The organism is Aliihoeflea sp. 40Bstr573, assembly GCF_024105655.1.
In the GTDB taxonomy this organism is placed as follows: Bacteria; Pseudomonadota; Alphaproteobacteria; order Rhizobiales; family Rhizobiaceae; genus Aliihoeflea.
Genome location: NZ_JAAAMH010000015.1, coordinates 35,038 through 53,702, shown reverse-complemented (window position 1 = coordinate 53,702; position 18,665 = coordinate 35,038). Strand labels below are relative to the sequence as shown.

Genomic DNA, 18,665 nt, shown 5'->3' with positions numbered 1-18,665 from the left:
CTCTGGATCTGCCTGTCCGAGGCCGTGAAGATCTGGGTCAGCACGTAGACGGAAATCTGTTTCCGTCGGCATAGGGGCCGTGAGCGATCCGTCCGGTTCTAGCGAGTAAGCGAAGAAAGCCGACATTCGGCATCAGTTCTGGCGTGGGCGCCAGAGCGGGCAAGCTGGAAAATGATCTCCACGGCAGGGATGGGGCCGGAGGCGGACAGGCTGCTTTTGGGAAGCTTTTGATGGTTAGCTGCCGCTGAAGGACTTCGTCAGCAGGCACATACCATGCGATCGGCTCTGGACCCCGACGCGTTGAGACGGCGAATTGATTGGGCTGCCTTTTTCCCGGCGACCAAGAGCCCGCGGATTTGGCTTGATGTGTTGCCGATCGATCGCACACATCGATACAATTGAAGCGCCGCGGTTAATCAAGCAGATCGGCAGGGCGTGGTAATTGTTGCGGATGCTTGAATACGTCTATCTCTTCTTTAACGAACACGCAACGCTCGCGGCTGCGCTTGGCTTGGCCGCAATAGCAGGCGCTATGGTGGAAAAGCTGCGAGCAGACCACATGCGTCAGAAGTGGCGGTCTCACAATCAGAGCAAATGGAATAAGGAACGCGGCATAAACAGTCCTTCCTGGCCACCATTGCAGCAAGCTCGAGGTGCAGTTCCCGCGAACATTATGGATGCGGCCGACCAGCTACGGATTGTCATGAGCGCGGAGTTCGCCAGCCAACCTCTACTGAATCGCAGCGAAGTGCGCGTGTTCAAGGAACTCGATCACATTGTTCTCGGCTACAATCCGCTCTGGCAGGTCATGGCTCAGGTCTCGCTAGGGGAAATCCTCCGCACTAAGGACAAAGCCGCCTTTAGTTGCATCAATTCCAAGCGTGTCGATCTGCTGTTGGTCGATGAGCACTGTCACCCGCGGCACGTCGTCGAATACCAAGGACTTGGCCATCATCAAGGAACAGCGGCCGCGCGTGATGCGGTAAAGAAGGAAGCATTGCGTCGCGCTGGCATCGGATATCACGAGGTCGTCGCCGGTCATACCAAGCCTTCGGATTTGCGGCGTCTGGTGGAGAGACTGGTCGACAAGCAAACAGCACTCGACGTTAGTGACGAGTCGACGCGCGGCCCGAGCGAGGTTCGGCCTTCGATCGATATTTCATCACCTCTTCCCGAGGCTCGTCCGCCCGCATAGCTGGCATACGATTTCGCGGTTCGGACCGTCATCGTAATCAATCGCTTCACGAGCGGATTCGAGAACAGCTAAGCTCATTCCCATGAACACTCTCGGAATTATCTCCGATACGCACGGGCTCCTGCGCGAAGAGGCCATCAAGTTGCTCTATGGTGTGGACCACATCATCCACGCTGGTGATATCGGTGAGCCGAACATCCTCCAACGCTTGGCAGCAGTTGCTCCAGTATCGGCAATTCGCGGCAATATCGATGTTCAGCCGTGGGCGTCATCCTTGCCCGACACGATCCAAACGACCCTGTTTGGCCAGAAGATCTACGTGATCCACGATCGCAACGAACTTGCAATTGCTCCAGCGGAAATGGGCATTGACCTTGTGGTTTCAGGTCATTCTCACCGCGCCAGCGTCGAAAAGTTGAATGACGTTCTGTACGTCAATCCCGGAAGCGCTGGCCCGCGCAGGTTCAGGCTCCCCATAACCTTGGCAACTATCGAGATTGCCGGTGGCCAGCTGTCACCTAATATTCGTGAGCTCTTTTAAGCTCGATCCCCAACGATTTTTGCGTGACAGAATCGGGGCCGACTGCGGACTGTCTGGTCACAGGCAGCGATTACCAGATAGCTGCCATTCGCGGTGCATAGTCATCTGTGCCTTGCGACCTACCTGTGGTCCCTTCAGAGTCTCGGCCAGCAAATAAAGAGCCGCCAACCAGCGCGATGTTGTACAGCCATCCGCTCACGAACGACGCAGTACATCCTGCCATTCCGGATGGCGGCCAATCTGCGCCTTCGCGAACGGGCAGAGTGGAATGATCTCGACGCCATCGCGCCGCGCATCCTCGATCGCTTGGCGCACCAGCCGCTCGCCCACCTTGCGGCCGCGCAGAGCAGCGGGCACTTCCGTATGGTCGATGATGATCAGACCGTCGCCGGCCCGGCTGTAGGTCATTTCTGCTTCGACGCCGTCGACGACAAGACGGTAGCGCCCCTTTGACGGGCCATCCTCTCGCTCGACAGCATCCTCCGCCAAAGAGGGCGCAGTGACTACATGCATTGCATCCGAGGGGCGGACTTGGCGCGGCCTGCCTTGGGTACATTCCAAGAGATCGCGGTCCCATCCGCCCAGATCGGCGGCTGCCTCGTAGGTCGAGACAAGGAATGCCATCAAGGCTTCGTCGGGATCGGCTGCCTCCTGCACGGCATCGTAGGGGAGGACGAATTCGGATAGTCCATCATGCCAGAACGCGCTGTCAGGCTGGACGGCCGCCGCCCGATAGCCGTTGGGTGCTGGATAGGCGTAGGCATAGAAGGCGGGATAGTCGATGCCGCCGCCACCGGGCCAGAAGCCGGCTGAAGAGACCTCTCGGTCGTAAGCCTCCTGGGCAACGTCATCCGGCAAGGACGGAATGCCGCCCGGATGCAGCGGCGCGCGGCGCCCGGAAAACCGCGTCAGGGCAAGATCGAAGCTGCCCCAGAACAGATGGACGGGACTGGACTTTCCCAGGAAAGACGTGCGGAACCGGTTGAACACGCTGTCGACCGCCATCAACGCTTGGTGAAAGCGTTGGACGGCGTCGCGGTCATATGGCCGGTCGCGATCATCCTCGGCAAAGGGAACCGGGAATGGCACCTCATTCGGGCTGCCGTTGAAGGTGGGCGTGCCGCCAAGGTCGGTAATCAGTTGCACGAAGCTCGTATGGAATGCCGCCACCGTCATCGGCCCGAGGTCGAAGGATTTAGTTTGGCCGTTGCCGCAGGTGCCGACGACCCTGTGTTCGCGCAGATCGAACAGGATCTCGATGCCCGGGCCGTCGGGTATGGGTGAAGAGGCCAAGCCCCTCGGCGTGACATAGAAGGTCGCGTTCCACGAGTGGTTGAGCCATGGCGTGTGGGCAAGCCGGTACTTGCCTGCGATCTGCAGATAGAGATGCAAGGCCGAACACGTTTCGCGCCAGCCGAGATAGTCAAGTTGGAGCCACTTGGTCATCGTCGTTTCTCCATGCTGGTTCCGGTCATTCCGGAAGGGGAATGTGCTCGTTCCGGTCGTCGGCCGGCAGGTCAAAGCGGCCGTTGCCCCAGTTCGCGGCGCGCCATTCGGCTTTCGCGCGTTCGATGCGCTCCTGTGACGAGGCGACGAAATTCCACCAGATGTAACGGGGTCCGTTGAAGGTGGCGCCGCCGAGGATCATCAGCCGCGCGCCGCGCTCTCCAGCGGCCACTGTGATGCGGTCACCCGGCCGGAACACCATCATCTGGCCCGCCCCGAACTCCTGTCCGGCCACCGAAATCGAGCCTTCGACGATATAAATGCCGCGGTCCTCGTGATCGTCCGGCATCGGCAGGCGGCTGCCCGGCTCGAGCTTTACGTCGGCGTAGAACGTCTCGGAAAGCATCTTCGCGGGCGCGATCTTGCCATAGGCGTTGCCGAGAATGAGCCGAACAGAGACGCCCTTGTCTTCGATGACAGGCAGGGTCTCCTTGCCGTGATGCTCGAAGCTGGCGTCCACGTCCTCGTGACTGTCGGGCAAGGCCAGCCAGGTCTGGATGCCGAACAGGCTGTTCGGGCCGCTGCGCGCCGTCGCGGAGGTGCGCTCCGAATGTGTGACGCCACGCCCGGCAACCATCCAGTTAAGGGCACCTGGCCTGATTATCTGGTCGGCACCGGTGCTGTCACGGTGGTGGAAGTCGCCCTGGAACAGATAGGTGACCGTGCCGAGACCGATATGCGGGTGCGGTCGAACATCCACGCCCTGACCGGTCAGAAACTCGGCCGGCCCGGCCTGATCGAAGAAGATGAACGGTCCAACCATCTGTCGCTTCGGTGCCGGCAGGGCGCGCCGGACCTCGAAGCCGCCAAGGTCGCGGGAGCGCGGCACAATGAGCGTCTCGATTGCATCGGGGCCAACCGCGTCCGGACAGCCAGGGTCGATTGAAGGGTTCCCACTCATCTGCGCTATCCTTTCATCATCCGCCAGATGAGTGACCTACCCGCTGGCCTTCCTCTCAGCTAGCTCCGCAACCCGCTGAGCAGTGTCGCAAAAAGTGGAACGCCATTGAAATGAGGCGACAGACAGGGGCTAGCTGTCGATCTTCGAAAGGTGTGGGTCTTCCGCAAGACATTCGATGAGCAAGTCGGTCAGGACCCGTACCTTCCGAGATGGATGCTGGCCTGGCGGCCGGACGACGTAGACGCCCGCCGAGGGCGGCGGGTAACGTGTCATGATCGGAACCAGTGCGCCCGAGGCCACATAAGGATCGGTGACACAATCGGGCAACCAGGCGACGCCCAGCCCAGCCGCGGCGGCGGCCGCGAGCGCGATACCATTGTCGGCTTTGTAGCGCCCCTGCGGATTGATGGTCACGACCTTATCGCCATCCATGAACTGCCAGGCTTCCGTGCCTTGCATCAGCGCCTGGTGCAGGATGATCTCCTCTGGTACCTCCGGCGCGCCATTCGCCGCTATGTAGTTCGGGCTGGCAAGAAACTTCGCATGGATGGTGCCAACGCGCCTCGCGACCATGTTGGAGTCCTGGAGGAGTCCAACCCGGATCGCGCAATCAAACCCCTCGGCGATAAGATCGACGAAGCGGTCGCTGTAGGACGAATGAATATGAAGTCTGGGATGGCGACACGCCAGTTCCGCCAGCACCGGCGCAAGGTGTGTCGGGCCGAAGGTAAGGGGCATTGCGACGCGAAGACGGCCGGTTAGGTCGCCGGTGGGTTGAATGGTTTCCCTTGCCGCTTCGATCTCGGCGCCGACTCTCGCTGCATGATCTCGAAACGCGATACCGGCTTCGGTGAGCGCCGCGCCCCGTGTGGTTCGAGCAACAAGCTGGACGCCGAGTTCCCCCTCAAGCCGGAAAAGCCTGCGGCTGACGATCGACTTGGAGACGCCAAGGCGACGTGCGGCAGCCGAAACGCCCCCAGCGTCGGCGACTTCGACGAATGTCCGCAGGTCTTCGATATTCATCCAGCGTTCCCTGTTTCGCGACGTTGCATGGCGGGAATGAGCTTTACCGTATCGCCGAAAGAGATGTCACCTAGTGCATGCCGGACAGGTGGGGGTCGCATATTCCTGTCGCCACGCATTCGCTTCAGTTGCACCGTCTCCAAAGAACCGAACGAACGTTTCATCGCGCTGCAGTGACTTTCGATAGCTTTGCCAAGCGGGGCGAAGATTGCCGATCGGATCAGCGCGCCAGTTGCGATAGCCAGCCGGTGAGCAATGTAGCGCCGGCTTGTTCAAGCTTGCTGGCATATCGGTGCGAATCGTGGCGCAGCGTGACGGGGTCGATCCCTGCGGTGGCCAGTTCATTGGCATGGCCCAGAAGCCAATGCTCGAACCGAGCGCCAAGGACCTCCGGATGAAATTGGAGGCCGAGCACATTGGGTCCGCGCGAAAAGGCCTGGTTTGTGCAAAGCGGGGTCGATGCTAGCAGAGTGCTGTCTTTGGGCAGGTCGAACGTGTCCCCATGCCAGTGAAGCACTTGAACGCCGCGCAGTGCTGCGAGAGGGTTGGGTTCGGCCGTATCCGACAGATCGAGTGCCGACCAGCCGATTTCCTTGACCGGCCCCGGATAGACACGAGCACCGAGGGCTGCCGCCATCAGTTGCGCGCCGAGGCATATTCCGAGCGTTGGCCGATCGGCCGCGATCCGCGCCCGCAACACGCCTATCTCCTCGGTGATGACCGGATAGGCATCGTGATCGTAGACGCCGATCGGACCGCCCAGAACCACTAGGAGATCGGCGCCGAGAGGATCGAGCGTTGCCGGATCGCGCTCTGCGACATCGATGTACTCGATGTCGCACCCGGCCTCTCTCAAGGGGGACGCGAAGCTGCCCAGGTCCTCGAAGCCTATGTGGCGGATGGCCTGTACGGTCTTCATTGTCATTCCAATCCCCCCGAACAGCCGGTAGCCCGAGCCGCTCGTGCCGTCAGAATATGTTCGAGATCCTTGAGCGCGGCCGCCGCGGTGGCGAGCGGCTCGGTTCCTGATCCGATAGCGATCGTCTCGCCCATCGCGTCCGTGGTAATCCGGATAGCCTTGTTCTTTCCAGACACATGCGCGAGCGGATCGCTCAGTGGGTAGGTCCGGACGCCGACGGCCGCCCGTGTCGCGCCTTCCGCCCGGACGAGACTACCCACTAGCTTGGGAACGAGCCCCCGCTTTCTCCATGCTTCGATGTCATGCGCCGCGACCGACTGAATGCCTTCCACGGAGAGGTTGTCCATCGTCAGGTCGGCATCGAGGCCAAAATTGGATATTAGGACGAGCTTGCTGGCAGTGTCCCAGCCTTCGATGTCGTTGCGTGAGTCTGCTTCAGCGAAGCCGCCCGCCTGGGCGCGCGCCAGCGCCTCCTCGAAGCCGAGGTTCTGGTTCATCATCGCATCCAGCAGGTAGTTGGTGGTGGCGTTAAAAATGCCCAAGATTTCCAGCACCTCGCAGCCTTTCAGACTGTTCTCGAGGAGGTCGATCGTGGGCAGAGCGGCTGCCGCTGCGCCGCTCAGCTTAAGTGTCGCGCCTGTGGAACGAGCCATGGCGCGCAGTTCCGGGCCGCTGTGAACCAGTGCACCCTTGGATATGACGATGGCATCGCGCCCCGCCGAAAGGGTGGAACGGAGATAGGCGAGGCCCGGGCCACCAGTGCGGAAATCGCTTGGGCCCGCTTCGATAACGATGTCGGCGCCACTTGCCTCGATGAATGCCGGACCCGACAGACCGGGCTCAAATGCGTCCAGACTCTCAGGTTCTAGGCCGCCTACGTCGGCCAAGCCGGATCGCGATCCGCAGACGGCGACAAGGCGGACTTCAGCTCCGTATACCTCTCGATATCGCTGGCGGCGGCTCAGGAGAAGATTGGCCGTCGCGCGCCCCACTCCCCCGAAGCCGGCGATTGCTACCCTGGCGACGTTCTTGGTTTTCATACGTTATCTTCCAGCACTGAGCACTGCATGCCAAGGCCTCCAAGAGCGCCGACACACTCGTGTTAAATATTGATGTGCCCCGAAGATACGGCGCCATGTCGAGCGCTTCTACACCGCGCGATCAGACGGAAGGCTGACCGACCATCATGGCACGGGGCGATACTGCCATGGCCGTTCCATCGGCTGCGCAATGTATTGTGGCCCTGCGCCTTGATCAGTCCCACAGCCGTTGCATCGCACTCAAGGACACCCATCATATCGGCGCCTACGGGGCCGTCTGCTGCCAGTCCGGTTCTGGCGCGAGAAGCGAGAAAGCCGGCGTTCAGCCAACGACCCCAGAAGGAAATCTTAGGCCACGCCCACCACGGCCCGAAACCTGCCGTTTACCCGCCGCATACGGATGGCCGCCGTGGAGTGACATCTTCGTATTTTCGCAAACCGACATCAGAGCCGTTCGAGGCGTTCACCGACGATCTGTACTTCGGGCGGCTGGACGGCTGAACTCGGGTCTGCGTCAGCGCGGTTAACGGATATTGCGCGCTATGGCCCGGCACTCTGCAGGCTGTCGAGATAGCCGTCGCACCCGGAAAAGTAACCTTCGAGCCCTTTCATCACATCGGCAAGGCGATGAAGATCGACCTCATCGTGGGCGAGATTGACGAGCTTGCCCTTGGTGTCGACCGGATAGCGGTACGAAAAGGATCTGGGATCGACCCTGGCGAACTCGGCGATGATGTCGCCGACCACACCGTCCGTGCCTTCCGTATCCTCGTGGCCATAAGCGTCGAGGACCTCGACAAATGTGGCCCACAAAATGCCGAGGTCGTGGGTGTTCCACTGTGCGTCAGTGCCGACGGTGTGGCCGTAGGTGGCAATCAGGTATTTGAGCGACAGTTCGACGAACTGCCGATAGTTGAAGATGACCGGGAACACCAGGGCGTCGCCGTCGTTTTGCGCGTCGGCTACATGCGCGACCATGAGATCGGCAGCCATCTTGTAGCCGGTCATCATCATGACAAAGCGTCCATGACCGTGGCGATCGATATAGGAATTGTTCTGCCACCGGTCGGATGTGGTGAAGGCCTGGTCGCCCCTTGTCGGCCAGCGAAACTCTGGTCGCAGCAAGGCCTCGAAGTCGGTAGTATTGGTGCCCGTGGTCATAGTTGTGGTTCTGCCGTTTGGGGACGGCCCGTCGTATCGTCGTGCGGTTTGGGCGGCAGAGGGATGTCGAGGTTTTCGAAGGCTTCCAGAGCGTCGCGAGAGCGACGGGGAAGCGACATCCCGAGTTCGTCGACGTCGAGACGACGCTTGCGAAGCAGGAACGTGCCTGAGACCTCGTGCATCTCGCTGAACCGCACCGGCCGGCGGCGGTTCTCAAGCGCCTTGACGATCGCAAATTTCACGGTGGGCTTGCACCGGATACCGAAGACCACTTCCTCCAGTTCGAGGCGCGACGGCTGCGAGCCGCGGGTTCCGATCAAGCGCCATTCGCGCTCATAGCGCCAACTGGCCGCCTTGCGGAGCAGCACAGCTTCATCGACGCGGCGGCGGGCGTCTGTGTCGGTGTCCATAACGGCGACGTCGCTTGCCCTGACGTTGCGGCTGCCACCGTAGTTGATCTTGTGAAGCTGATCGGTCGCATCGGCGGGGACCGAGTAGCCGGCGCAAATTCCACGATGCTGGTCGGCGTAGTGACTCCACATTAGCGGGCAGGTTGCGCGCGAACCAAAGGAGACAATTCCTCTGTCATAGCGGCGTAGCAATTCCTCCTCGAGATACCGCCCGAGAAGGAACTTGTGCGGATCCATCACCTCATAGATCGGATTGCCGGCAGCGTATTCGACCTCCCTGACAAGCTGGTCAGCCTTTGTGCGGCTGTGGCGGGCAATGTGGTCTATTGTTCTCGGACCACGATACTTTATGGCCTTTGCTGCGGCGGTCATCTCCTCCTTGGTCCGCTGCTCAACGAGGCGGCTCAGTACCTGCTCCAATTGATGGACATCAAGGTCGGCAGCGAGCGTAGGCCGGCTATCGAGGGGATCGTTGAAGTCGCTGGGATTGGCATAGTAGAGTTCGTCGTCCACCAGCATGTCGAGGAGGCGATTGCTGAAGGCGCGGTACTTGTATAGCCGTGTGGGCCTGTTTGGTTGTTTCGACATGATCCCCCCGATACGACAATCATCCAAGTTACAATATTTGGATCATCAATTGCCGGTTGGGCCAGCGCAATCGGCTTGGCCGGAAAAACGTATGGAGAGCGGTGGATGGGATTCTGCCCGATCTGCAAGACGTCGGCAAACCTTGAGCAGCCGAACGGCGGGGACTATCGGCGAGTGCAGTGCCGCAAGTGCGGCAAGTACCAGATCACGGGAAGTGCACTGTCGATGCTGGAGACGCGCCTGCCCGCCGACGACAGGAAGGTGGTCGCTCGGCTCAGTCATGCCACCAGATTGATGGCCTCGACGACGGATGCCGAGTGGCCGGAAATCAACTCGGTCAATTTGGATGACATGCTCAAGCGCCCACTGCCGACCATCGACCGGCAGATGACCAACCTTCTGGTCTGGACGGCAGGACAACTAGAAGACGACCATCTCGGGGCCGTGGAGCTTCCGGACGAAGAAGATCTCACAGGGGTGATCGGGACAATCGACGGCAGGCGGGTCGACGAATTGATCTCGCGAGCCGAGGGCGAAGGCCTGATCGTTTTCGTGCCGGACGATTGCATCAGCATCACAACACGTGGCTGGACCAGGCTGCAGGCGCCAGGCGCGGAAAAGGCGGAGCCGGTGACAGCTCCGTCTGCGGCCGACGCCGTTGCTAAGGTCGATCGGATCATCAAGGCGCACTGCAACAAGTGCCGCGGCCTAACCAATTCGTGGGTGCGCGCGGAACACACCGTGACCGGGAATGACGGGCCGATCTCATGGAGCGACAGCTTCGAGGTGCTGCAGTGCTGCGGCTGTGACACGCTGTCGGTTCGCCAGGAGCATTGGTTCTCGGAATGGGACGAGATGGACTATGACGCGTATGGGCGCATGGTGATGCGCCCAGGGATCAAGGAGGTCTATTACCCGGCGCCGAGCGTGCGCGCGAAGCCGGAATGGTCCGACACCATCACCGATGAGGTTCTCAGAAACGTGTTGGATGAGCTCTATGCCGCGCTGAATGCCGGGCTGAACGTGCTCGCCTCGGTCGGGGCCCGCACCTTGCTCGACCGCGCCGGCTATCTTCTGATCGGGGATCCGCGCGGCGGATTCGAGGGCAAGTTGTTGGCCTTGCAGACTGGAGGCCACATTAGCGCGGACGAGAAGACGACGCTGGAAGCGGTGGCGGACGCGGGGAATGCCTCGGCGCATCGCGGCTACACACCGACAGCCGCGCGCCTCGGGCATATCGTCAACATCATCGAGAATTTCCTGCATCGCGCATTCGTTCTCACCGGCGCAGCGGAGGATATCCGAAACGCCACGCCCGCGCGCCAGAAGGCACAGTGATCGCTGCATCTCGTTTGCGTTGCCTGTTCTCGGCGGTAACGACGGTCTGTCGTCGGCACCTGAGATGGGGTCGCGTTGCAATCGAATGACGGCGGCACCTGAACGGCTACTTTCCTAGATTTGCCGCCAAAAGCGGACGGGAAAGATCCACCATTTGGCCTGCTGCCGGTTTCGTGGACACCGAGATAAGGTGTTTGACGGAACTGGAGAGTTGGAATGCAGAGAAGGAAGTTCGGCCGCGGTCCTTCTCACAGCGAAAACAAGTTCAGTTTCGCGCAGCCGCAATGGTTTCTCGCGTAGATTGCCATTGGCGATCGACACCGCGTTGGTTCAAATAGAACAAAGAGTTGCGGCACTCGGTAAGCTTCGCCGAGCGGGAGGGGGCATGTATCTTAAGAATCTAGGTTTGAATAATTTTCGTTCATTTAGTCAGTTAGAGATTCCGCTTTGTAAAGATCTGACGATCCTGGTCGGAGAGAACAACGGCGGAAAAAGCAATGCCATCGATGCGATACGGCTCCTGACCGCGCCGCTCGGCGGGCGACGCGAGCTCTATTGCGAAGCGACGGATATCCGATTTGGAAGTGCGGACCGAAAATTCGAGCTGACCGCTACGTTCGCCGAGCTTAACCCCGCGCAACAAGGCCGCATGATTTCGGCCGCCACTGACGCTGCTATTTCCGGATGCATCTTCGGCCTCAAATACGACGAGGCCACGCGCCGCTTCCCGGTTCGGCCGGTTCTGTGGGCTGGGCAGCAGCAGGGCAATCCGGAGCCGGGCTGCCACGAGATGATCCGGCACGTCTATCTACCGCCTTTGCGGGATGCCAAACGCGCGCTCGCGTCGGGCAATCCGACTCGCATCTACGCGCTATTGAATCACTTTCTTGAAGGGGGCGATCCGGAAGCACTGGCAAAGGCGCTTCGGCGCGGCGTGGAAGCGGAGATCCTTGGCAAGGTAGGTGGCGCCGTGGAAGTGGGGCTGAGCGCGTTGACAGCGGGCGTGCGCCGGCAGGCGGCATCTCTCGGTTTTGCAAACGATGAGAAGCTGATCGATATCGCGCGCGATCTTCGCTTTAAGCTCGCCGATCACGGTATCGAACCGGAAGACCTCCGTTATTCCGGGCATGGCTACGCGAACCTTCTCTACATGGCGACGATCGCGGTCGAACTCGAGAAGGTCAATGATGCCGACCTGACACTTTTCCTCGTCGAAGAGCCTGAAGCGCATCTTCACCCGCAGCTTCAGGCCGCGGTGCTCAGCTTCCTTGATGAGCAGGCCGAGAAGTCGCGCAAGCCGCGCGTGGACAATCAGGGACCAGCGGGAGAGCTGCAGGTGATCGTCGCGACCCATTCGCCGAACCTATCCGCCTGGGTGGAGAGCAAGAAGCTCGTCTTTTTCCGCTCCTTTCTTCCCGCGCGCGCAGCGGCCGCGCCGGCGATTGCAGAAGATAAGGCGCATCCGCTCGCCAGCGTTCCCGCTGAGAACGTACCGGATACAGAGCCGAACCCTGTGATGCCGGCGGTGAGGCCGAGACGGGAGACGCGTTGCATCCCGCTCGCGGAGCTGGCGCTCGAGCTAGTCGAACGGCGCAAGGTCGATCGATACCTGGATGTAACCAAGTCGGCCTTGCTATTCGGAGGGCGTGTGCTTTTGGTGGAAGGCATCGCCGAAGCGCTTCTGCTTCCCGTCATGGCGAAGAAGATCGTGTTGAAAGATGACGCGGACAAGCTCCGCTTGTTTCGCTCCGCGGTCTTCGTGCCAATCGACGGCGTCGATTTTGGGCCATACACCAAGCTGCTTCTCACTCCATTCAACGAGGTCCGGATCGCCGACCGGCTGGTCGTCTTGACCGATGGGGATGGCGGCGAGGTGGCAGAAGGAGCGATGACCCCGGGCGCCGGACGCAAGCGTGACCTGGAGGCGACGGCCGCGGGGCTCGGCGCGGGCGATCTCCTTGAGGTCGTCATCAACGACTACTCCCTGGAGACGGAATTAGTCCGCGCGGGCAATGCGGCGCTCCTCAAAGAGGTCTACGTCAAGCTTCATCCTCGATCAGCGGACAAATGGGACGTGGCGGTCGCGCAGGCCGGAGCTGCCCAGGCGGTCGCAATCCAGAAGCTCTTTGAGACCACCCGCAAGGGCGATTTCGCGCAGCTCATCGCCGAGGAAATCAACAGCGGCAAGGTATTCGCCGTACCTGCCTATCTGAAAGCGGCGATCGAGGCGCTCGTGAAATGATCGCTGCGCCGTTTAGGCCGACCGCTGAGCAACGACGTGTGATCGATCATCCGGGCTCGGCTTTCATTGCGGCGTGCCCGGGAGCTGGCAAAACCCGCGTCATGGTCGAGCGCGCACGTTCACTTCTAAGCGGAGGGCCGACCGGCCGCGGTATAGCTTTTCTGTCCTTCACGATCGCCGCTGTATCGGAGCTGGAAGACCGCCTGCGCCGAGAGGGACTCGTCGCGACACCGGCGTTCCCGCACTTCATCGGGACGTTTGACGCGTTCCTTTGGCAGTTTCTGATTGCACCGTTTGGCATCGACGGCTGCGCGGCAAAGCCGAGGCTCATCCCCGATAAGGACGACCGCACGATACAGCCGTTCGCCGGAGCCCAGGCCTTGCCACTGCAGTGCTTCGACCGCGTTACGGGAGATGCGATCCCCGCCATGATCCAGCGTCACGGCTTTCGCGGGAAGATCAAGGCACACGAGACGGCGGCGCGAAAAACGCGTGCGCGCTTCCTTCAGCGCGGGGAGCTCGATTTTGCCGACGCGCGCTCGGTGGCGCTCGTTCGGCTGCGCGATCCAGCTTGCGGCGCAGTCCTTGGCCCAGCATTCGCAGGGCGTTTCCTCGAGCTAATCGTCGACGAAGCGCAGGACTGCAATCCGGTCGACCTTGAGATCATCGCCTGGTTCAGGACAGCAGGAGTCCCGGTGAAGGTGATCTGCGACCCGAACCAGGCGATCTACGGCTTTCGAGGCGGCGTCTCGCACGAGCTTGGGCAATTCGCAGAGACATTCGGCGCGGACGAGCGACTGCCCATCAACGGAAACTTCCGGTCCAGCGGACACATTACTAAAGGGGTGGTAGCGTTGCGCGCACCCAATATGCGCGCCGCGATTGACGAGGCGCTCGGAGAGCATCGCGAGGAGCCGACCGCAATTCAGATCCTGTCCTATTCGGGAAAGGGTGTTCCGGCCGCGATCGGGACGAAATTTCAGGAACTTGTCACGGCGATGGGGCTGGAGGCACGAGATTGCCCGGTCGTTTCGGCGACGCGCCGGACCGGCGCTAACGCGCTCGGGCATCCTCAGGATTCGGGCGTGCGCGACCTGAGTTACCGGCTGGCCGTCGCTGTAAGCGATTTTCATTTCTCTTTTGAGCTTGGCGGTCGGAAGGAGGCGCTGATCGCAATCCATCGGATCATGCTCGAGCTTGGTGGCCAAATGGGCGGCAGGACCTACCATCAGCATCTCGCGGACGCCGATGTCGGTCTGGATGCTTGGCGGCCCGGGGCACTGGCCCTGGCGCAGGCGCTCCGATTCAGCCCGGAGAGGTTCGCGACACCCGAGGCCTGGCACGACGAGGCGCGTCGGCTGCTGGCGCCGCTTCTGCCGGCCGGTGGCCAGTCGATCAACCAGCGGCTACGCCGAAATGGCGACCTCGATAAGGCATTGTCGGTTGCGCCTTCATCGGGCCACGCCGCGCGGACGATCCATAGCGTGAAGGGGATGGAGTTTCCCGCGATCTGCGTAGTGATGTCGCCGAGCACCGCCAAAGGTATCGTCGATTTTCTAACCGGGGATGCTGCGGTCGACAACGAGGAAGCGCGAAAGATCTATGTCGGCGCGTCGCGGGCGCAACGACTCTTGGCGCTTGCCCTGCCTCGAACCCAGGCCCCGAGGCTAAGGGATTTGATGGCGGGAATGGGCGGCGCGGTCGAATTGATCGCGCTTTAGTCGAGATACTATTCGGCCGCCGATGCGATTGGAGGCGAGCGTTCGTAGGCGATGGTAGCGTCAACCTCCATGACGCGATAGCCGCCGCAAATCACCCAGTCCGAGACGTGCTCATCGTGTGGACAGAGCGGCAGCTTTCGGGAAGCGCCGATTTGAAGCCGAGCGACCGAAATGGGGGCGCAAAGCTGCCGTCGCGCAAATAGAGAACGACAACGGGTGCTTCGAAACCGTTCTTTGGACCGCCGGACGGTAGTATTTTCCCGGTTTTTGCCCTGCTAACGACGGCACCACGTCCGTTTAAGCCAACCCGGTCGATCCGCTCTCGTCATGACGTCTGCGAATACGGCGGACGAGGAGCCAGACAACGAGGATGACAAACGGCACGGCCAGTCCAGCGGTGTACTTCGGCAGGTTCAGGCCGAGCAGGGGCGGCAATCCATTCAGAAGGTAGCTGATCAGTCCGACGACGTAGTACGATATGGCGGCCACCGAGAGACCTTCGACGGTTTGCTGCAACCTGAGTTGCTGACGCGCGCGGTCGTTCATCGAAGCCAGTAGGTCGCGGTTTTGCCGTTCCACTTCCACGTCGACCCAGGTTCGTAGAAGCTGGGTCGTCCGGGATATCTTCCGCGACAGGTTGGCTTGACGGTCTTCCACCGAGCGGCAGGTGCGCATTGCAGGAGCAACGCGGCGAGCCAGGAATTGCGACCAGCTTGCCGCCCCCTCGATCGGAACCTCCTTGAGCGCATCCAGGCGCTCGAGCACGATATCGTAGTAGGCGCGGCTGGCCCCGAACCGGAACAGGCTGGAGGCAGCTTGCGCTTCAAGTTCCGCGGCGAGATCGGTCAACCTGGCCAGCAAGCGCTCGCTCTCGTCGCGCCCGCCGCGTCGAATTTCGCTCGTCAATTGCGCGACATCGGCCTCGAGGCGCCTGAGATGACCAGACAGCACTTGAGCGAGCGACAGCCCCAGCATGCAGAATACGCGATAGGTCTCGATCTCGATGAGGCGCTGCGCCAGGGCACCTCGCCGAATCTCGTTCAATCCGCGATCGATGACGAATATGCGGGTAAGGCCGTCTGCGTCCTGTCGGAAATCAGTCAGGATCTCGGCATTGCCGTCTTCAACGAGAGCGTGGCAGACGCTTTCCGGATCAAGTCCCAGCGAGGGTGGAGAAGCGTTCGGATCGAGTTGCAGGATTTCCAGGCGCACACCGGACATCACCGTTCCTGGTGGATTGAAGCCGACGTCGAACGGGGAGCCGATTTTCCAGTGTCGAGCCCCCGCCGGCGGCGCCTCCCAAAGATATGTCGAAAATTCGCTGTGCCGTTCCCAGTAGAGGTTCCCGTTGGGCAGGCGGAACGTGCAGTGCCGCGCGGCCCTTTCCGGCGCGGATAGCGCATGCTTGCGACACAACTCGGCAATGACCGCCGCATCCACGACAGCGCCGCCTTCGGTGGAAAATGCCAGTTGGATCAGCGTTCGCGGCACTGGCAGCATCGGTTGGGGACGCGAGTGGATTTCCCCGATCGCGGCCGAGCGCTCGGGATGCGACCTGAATCCTGCAACCAGCGCCCGCGACAATTCATTGCGCGCGCCGTCTTCGCGAACGTCGCTCATATGCCCGACGACTCCTTCCGAAGATGTCTGCGAAGAAAATAGCACGTTGCCGCGCGACTTCCTGCCTGGCGCACGAGCTCGATGCTCGGCTTCGGCGCCATTCGCGCTCGCCTGCAGCTGCGTGTTGCCGCAGGCTTCGAGTGGCCCGCGCCGGTTGACGGCGCGGGCCAGTTGCCGTTGCTAGTCCATCGAAAGCTCGGGATGCTTGGCGACCACATCGTCACGCGTCATCTTCGAAGTGAGCTGCGGATACATGTAGCTGTAACCTTCAATCTGATACTTCGCGATGTCGATCACGGCAGCCGGGACGACGGTGATCACATCGTAGAAATCCTCGGGCGCATAACCGCGCCCCCGCGCGGCATTCGCACAGACGTGGATTTCGACGCCGGCATCGGCCATCTCCTTCAAAGCGTCGTAGGCTTCCGGATACGCATCGCGGTTGAGGCGCGAAAAGGCGTGAAGCTCGTTGCCATGGGCGACCATGACGACCTTGGAATTCTCCCGGTCGCCGTACTCGTCCATGGCCTTGAGGTGATTTCGAATGAAGCCGAGCGCCCTGATCCCGTCCTCCGGCTTGTCGTAGTTCCAGTCGTAGAGCACCTTCTGCGCTTCGTACTGGACCGGATCGAAAGACGATGGATCTTCCGGCCCCGCCATTGCGGACGTCGATACAAAGCCGACAAGGCTGATTGCCAGAACCATTGCTGCCGCTCGTTTCATTCGCTTTTGCTCCTTCAGGTAAACATGTCCGCGACGATGCCGTCGTACCAGCCGATCGATTCCTCGTATGTCGCCTTGCGCAATGCGGCATCCTCGCCAGCCTGGCTGACGAACCCTTCGATCGACGTGATCTTGCCGTCCTTCGGCTCGTACCTTGCCCCGACCTTGACGCCGTCTTCCGTGTCGATCAGTGACCAGCACGTGTTGGAGTACCGGGCCGGAAACGTCTGAGACTGGGTCAGGTCCGCGCGGATGTGGAGCGCTGCGACCTTGGCCTGGCTGTTGGCAGAAAAGCCGGACTTCGGCATGTCCCCGGCGATCGAAGCGTCACCGATCACGAAGACCGCTTCATCCATGGTCGAGCGCATCGAGGCGGCATCGATCGGGCAGAATCCGTTTTCGCTCGCAAGGCCGGCATCGATTGCGATCGCGCCCGCGCGTTGGGCTGGAATGATGTTCAGGAGCGCGCCTTCGAACGTATCGAGATCGGTCTCGACCGTGCCCGCTTCGACGTCCACGCCGACGATGCCGCCGTGAACGTCCGGGCCATACCATTCGACCATTCCGGGATAATGTTTTTCCCAGCCCGCCTGGAACAGCGCCTGCTTGGAGAAGGTCTCCTTGGGGTCGATGACGAAGATCTTCGACCCGGTCAGACCCTTTTCCTTCAGAACATGCGCCATCATGGACACGCGCTCATAGGGACCGGGTGGGCAGCGGTAGGGATTTGGGGGAGCAAGCATGACGATGTTCTGCCCCTCTTCCAGTGCGTCCAGCTTCTCCTTGAGAAGACGGGTTTGCGGACCGGCCTTCCACGCGTGCGGCGCGATTTCGGCAGCAGCCTCGGAGTAGCCCGGCACCGAATCGTAGATGATGTCGATGCCGGGCGAGACGACGAGACGATCATAGGGAACGGTCGAACCGTCGCCGAGCGACACGGTCTTGGCCTCGCGGTCAATCGCCGTCGCGCGATCCGTGACCTTCTTGATGCCGTACCTGGAAACGAGTTCGTCGTAGGAGTGGGTGATCGAATCCCAGTCGCGGAAATCACCGAGATAAAGGTTGGAGAAGAAGCAGGTCGTGAATTCGTCATTCTCCTCGATCAGCGTCACGTCGAGCGCGCCGTTCGAGTCTTTGGCGAGATACTTTGCCGCCGTCGCCCCGCCTGCCCCGCCGCCGATGACCACGACCTTCGGCTTGTCCTGCGCGCGCAGGTAGGTTGGTAGCGCGAGCGTCGCCGTGGACGCTCCCAAGATCAGTCCGAATTGCCGTCTCGTCAGTCTGCTCATCTCAAACCTCCCATGGTGAGCTAGAACGTTCCCTCGACCGCTTGGCTACTGCGCTTCCTCCTGCGCGAAATACGCCGCCAAGGCAGCGATCTCTTCGTCGGCAAGCCGCTTTGCCATCAACTGCATGACTTCGTTGGTTCGAATTCCAAGCCGGTATTCGACCAGTGCCTGTACGGTGTAGTCGGCCGGCAGCCCGGCAATGGGGGGAATGCCGGAACCACTTCCGGACTGCTGATGGCAGGTGGCGCACTCCCCTCCCAAGTACGCCCCGAAAGCAGGGTCGCCGGAGGTCGAGAGAATGCGCGTGACCTGCTGCTCTGCCTCGAGCAGGCGCGCGGCCTCCTCGTCGGCAAGGGCGGGCGCAGGGGTCATCACGATGCCAAAAAGGGCAGCGGTCGCCGCACCGCTGCCCCTTGCCAGGTTCCTGGATGACGAGCGTTTCACCCGC

The 18,665-nt window shown here is 61.2% G+C and carries 16 protein-coding genes; 5 read left to right on the top strand and 11 right to left on the bottom strand.

Translation table 11 applies throughout. The features are described 5' to 3' along the window. Positions 1 to 451: 451 nt before the first annotated feature. Together GTK01_RS16240 and GTK01_RS16235 are read left to right on the top strand one after the other, a co-directional pair. Positions 452 to 1,195: a DUF2726 domain-containing protein gene (locus tag GTK01_RS16240; RefSeq protein ID WP_252927910.1), complete on the top strand. Its 744-nt coding sequence runs from the start codon at positions 452 to 454 to the stop codon at positions 1,193 to 1,195. 82 nt (positions 1,196 to 1,277) lie between these two features. Further along, positions 1,278 to 1,736 (top strand): metallophosphoesterase family protein, encoded by a 459-nt coding sequence (locus GTK01_RS16235; RefSeq protein WP_252927908.1) that lies wholly within the window; start codon positions 1,278 to 1,280, stop codon positions 1,734 to 1,736. 195 nt (positions 1,737 to 1,931) lie between these two features. Here the strand turns inward: GTK01_RS16235 and GTK01_RS16230 are convergent, their stop codons facing one another. From GTK01_RS16230 to GTK01_RS16200, 7 genes are all read right to left on the bottom strand, one after another. After that, on the bottom strand, positions 1,932 to 3,182 hold the full coding sequence (locus tag GTK01_RS16230) for a DUF5996 family protein (RefSeq protein ID WP_252927906.1): 1,251 nt from the start codon (positions 3,180 to 3,182) through the stop codon (positions 1,932 to 1,934). 25 nt (positions 3,183 to 3,207) lie between these two features. Continuing rightward, on the bottom strand, positions 3,208 to 4,143 hold the full coding sequence (locus GTK01_RS16225; RefSeq protein WP_252927904.1) for a pirin family protein: 936 nt from the start codon (positions 4,141 to 4,143) through the stop codon (positions 3,208 to 3,210). 129 nt (positions 4,144 to 4,272) lie between these two features. Then, complete coding sequence (locus GTK01_RS16220; RefSeq protein WP_252927902.1) at positions 4,273 to 5,166, bottom strand: LysR family transcriptional regulator; 894 nt, start codon at positions 5,164 to 5,166, stop codon at positions 4,273 to 4,275. Positions 5,167 to 5,386: 220 nt separating this feature from the next. After that, positions 5,387 to 6,091, bottom strand: a complete 705-nt coding sequence (locus GTK01_RS16215) for a glutamine amidotransferase (RefSeq protein WP_252927901.1) — start codon at positions 6,089 to 6,091, stop codon at positions 5,387 to 5,389. Beyond that, positions 6,088 to 7,125: a homoserine dehydrogenase gene (locus GTK01_RS16210; RefSeq protein ID WP_252927899.1), complete on the bottom strand. Its 1,038-nt coding sequence runs from the start codon at positions 7,123 to 7,125 to the stop codon at positions 6,088 to 6,090. Before GTK01_RS16210 ends, GTK01_RS16215 begins: the two co-directional genes overlap by 4 nt. 540 nt (positions 7,126 to 7,665) lie before the next feature. Beyond that, positions 7,666 to 8,286 carry a hypothetical protein gene (locus GTK01_RS16205; RefSeq protein ID WP_252927897.1) on the bottom strand — a complete coding sequence of 207 codons (621 nt, stop codon included), beginning with the start codon at positions 8,284 to 8,286 and terminating at the stop codon, positions 7,666 to 7,668. Beyond that, the gene (locus GTK01_RS16200) at positions 8,283 to 9,284 is read right to left on the bottom strand and encodes a DUF2971 domain-containing protein (RefSeq protein ID WP_252927895.1); all 1,002 of its coding nucleotides are present in this window, start codon (positions 9,282 to 9,284) and stop codon (positions 8,283 to 8,285) included. The genes GTK01_RS16205 and GTK01_RS16200 overlap by 4 nt, the downstream gene beginning before the upstream one ends. Before the next feature lie 105 nt (positions 9,285 to 9,389). Between GTK01_RS16200 and GTK01_RS16195 the strand changes: the two genes are divergently transcribed. The 3 genes from GTK01_RS16195 (at position 9,390) to GTK01_RS16185 (ending at position 14,585) form a co-directional block, all read left to right on the top strand. Beyond that, positions 9,390 to 10,622, top strand: coding sequence for a DUF4145 domain-containing protein (locus tag GTK01_RS16195; RefSeq protein WP_252927893.1), 1,233 nt, complete (start codon positions 9,390 to 9,392; stop codon positions 10,620 to 10,622). Between the two features lie 385 nt (positions 10,623 to 11,007). After that, positions 11,008 to 12,864, top strand: a complete 1,857-nt coding sequence (locus tag GTK01_RS16190) for an ATP-dependent endonuclease (RefSeq protein ID WP_252927891.1) — start codon at positions 11,008 to 11,010, stop codon at positions 12,862 to 12,864. Then, entirely contained in the window at positions 12,861 to 14,585 is a 1,725-nt protein-coding gene (locus GTK01_RS16185) for a UvrD-helicase domain-containing protein (RefSeq protein ID WP_252927889.1), read from the top strand. Before GTK01_RS16190 ends, GTK01_RS16185 begins: the two co-directional genes overlap by 4 nt. Positions 14,586 to 14,882: 297 nt before the next feature. On the opposite strand, the gene GTK01_RS16180 is transcribed toward GTK01_RS16185, so the two are convergent. From GTK01_RS16180 to GTK01_RS16165, 4 genes are all read right to left on the bottom strand, one after another. Beyond that, on the bottom strand, positions 14,883 to 16,205 hold the full coding sequence (locus GTK01_RS16180; protein ID WP_252927887.1) for a DUF3422 family protein: 1,323 nt from the start codon (positions 16,203 to 16,205) through the stop codon (positions 14,883 to 14,885). A 180-nt stretch (positions 16,206 to 16,385) separates the two neighbouring features. Next, positions 16,386 to 16,928: a DsrE family protein gene (locus GTK01_RS16175; RefSeq protein WP_252927885.1), complete on the bottom strand. Its 543-nt coding sequence runs from the start codon at positions 16,926 to 16,928 to the stop codon at positions 16,386 to 16,388. A gap of 14 nt (positions 16,929 to 16,942) precedes the next feature. Continuing rightward, positions 16,943 to 18,217 (bottom strand): NAD(P)/FAD-dependent oxidoreductase, encoded by a 1,275-nt coding sequence (locus GTK01_RS16170; RefSeq protein ID WP_252927876.1) that lies wholly within the window; start codon positions 18,215 to 18,217, stop codon positions 16,943 to 16,945. A gap of 45 nt (positions 18,218 to 18,262) precedes the next feature. Continuing rightward, positions 18,263 to 18,661, bottom strand: a complete 399-nt coding sequence (locus GTK01_RS16165) for a c-type cytochrome (protein WP_252927873.1) — start codon at positions 18,659 to 18,661, stop codon at positions 18,263 to 18,265. Between the last annotated feature and the right edge of the window lie 4 nt (positions 18,662 to 18,665).